Here is a 746-nt window from a genome sequence, read left to right as displayed (position 1 = left end):
CGTAAATCGGAACTATAGAGCAACTCAACAATACACCTGTGTTTTATATTATTGGTTTGCTCGATAAGAGCGAGAACAACTTCTTTCGGAATCACGGTGAGTAGTTTATGTTCTTTTCGGGGTCTTTCTACCTCGTAAAACCCTTTAGGATACGGTTTTGTACCCACATACAAAAAGGGAGAAAAGGGGGAATATCAACTGGTTGAGAAAAAGTCCAAATGGGCAGAATTAAAGCAAAAGCTAAAGCACTTAACCAAAAAGACAATTCCAATGAGTTTTGATGAGCGAATGAAACGACTGAATTGGTTGATAAGAGGCTGGGTAAATTATTTCAAATTAGGCAGTATTCAGGGTAAACTGAAAAAGCTTGGGGAACGGCTCAGGAATCGGTTACGATACTGTATTTGGCATCACTGGAAGAAACCAGACCGCAAACGTAAAAACTTAATACGGTTAGGGATTTCAAATGGACAGGCATATGCTTGGAGTCGAACAAGAATGGGAGGATGGGCAGTAGCCCAAAGCCCTATACTGGGAACTACAATAACCGTAAAACGATTAAAAATGGGGGGTTATATAAGTTTAGTCGAATACCACAAAACTGCATCATTACTGAACCGCTAAGTACGAGAACCGTACACTTATTGCTGTGAGAGGCGCACTGGCGGTCACTTGACCGTCAGCCGTCTACTCGATGTGTGCTGTGAGATGTCGAAAGACATCGTAACTAGAATAAAGATGGAAGG

1 protein-coding gene is annotated in these 746 nt (G+C 41.6%); it reads left to right on the top strand.

What is annotated here, in order from left to right; all coding sequences use genetic code 11:
- Positions 1-198: 198 nt before the first annotated feature.
- Complete coding sequence (locus CXF67_RS00130; protein ID WP_102086923.1) at positions 199-624, top strand: group II intron maturase-specific domain-containing protein; 426 nt, start codon at positions 199-201, stop codon at positions 622-624.
- Positions 625-746: the final 122 nt, after the last annotated feature.

Origin of the sequence: Psychroflexus sp. MES1-P1E (genome assembly GCF_002836055.1) — a bacterium.
Classification (GTDB): domain Bacteria; phylum Bacteroidota; class Bacteroidia; order Flavobacteriales; family Flavobacteriaceae; genus Psychroflexus.
Note: the sequence above shows the minus strand (reverse complement) of the source record. Positions and strands in the feature narration are given on the sequence as shown.